Origin of the sequence: Leptotrichia trevisanii DSM 22070 (assembly GCF_000482505.1) — a bacterium.
In the GTDB taxonomy this organism is placed as follows: domain Bacteria; phylum Fusobacteriota; class Fusobacteriia; order Fusobacteriales; family Leptotrichiaceae; genus Leptotrichia; species Leptotrichia trevisanii.
Genome location: NZ_KI519449.1, coordinates 1 through 990 on the forward strand (window position 1 = coordinate 1; position 990 = coordinate 990).

The 990-nt window shown below is 30.2% G+C and carries 1 pseudogene; it reads left to right on the forward strand.

Annotated features, from left to right (window positions below):
* Positions 1 to 824, forward strand: a pseudogene (locus K324_RS16165) (hypothetical protein); the annotation flags it as partial.
* Between the last annotated feature and the right edge of the window lie 166 nt (positions 825 to 990).

The following is a 990-nucleotide window of genomic DNA, read 5'->3' on the forward strand; positions in this document are numbered from 1 at the left end:
AGTCAATGATAAAAGATTATAAAAAAACATTTTTATTATTTCTATTTTTAAGTTTTCCTTTATTCTCCGTGAAATTATCTGAGGTAAGAGGAATAATTAAATTAAGTAATTACAATGAATTAAAAGATATAGAGACATCAAGGATAGAAGATGATTTTGATAAAGGTGAGAGAAGAAATGGAATAGTCTATATAAAAGGAGAAAGTAAGCCATTTACAGGGACACAAATAATTTATGGAGATGACGGATTAAACATTGAAGGTATTTATTTTTTTATTAACGGAAAAACAGAAGGACAGGCTTTTAGATACTATAAAAATGGACAATTACGTTATAGATATATTTTTAGGAATGATATTAGAGAAAAAACAATTACATATTATGAAAATGGAGTTAAATCTGGTGAGTTAAATTTATTGAAAGAACTGACAGCAAATAGAAAAATATCTATTTTAGATGGTAAATCTTTGTTATATGATAAAAAAGGAAATTTATTTGCAGAAATGCAGTTTAAAAATGACAGTACAGTTGGGCAGAAACAGAAATTTTATGAAAATAACCGATTAAAATATGAGTTTATTGCTGGTGGAGAGTGGAATGAACCAGCAAAACCCTCACAATATTATATTGAATATTATGACAACAGTGATAAAGTGGCAATGCACTGCGAAGAGAAGCCAAATGGAAGCTGGACTTGTAAGGAATACAAGAAGGATGGGACATTCAAAAGAGAAAAAGACTATCCGACAGTTATTTATAAACAGAGAGGAACGAAGGACTGGATTAACTATTTACTGCCTGTGTTGAAGGTTTTTGGTTTGTAGTGAAAGGAGAATTTATGTTAGATAGAGAAATCCCGGTAAGATACATCCACATACCAGAAGTAAATTTATTAAGCTACTCAGAAACCCTGAGTTTAAGTGAAAAGTCGGAAGGAAAATTTGAAATAATACTGGAGCAGGTAACAGACAACGCCAAATTTGTAGAAGC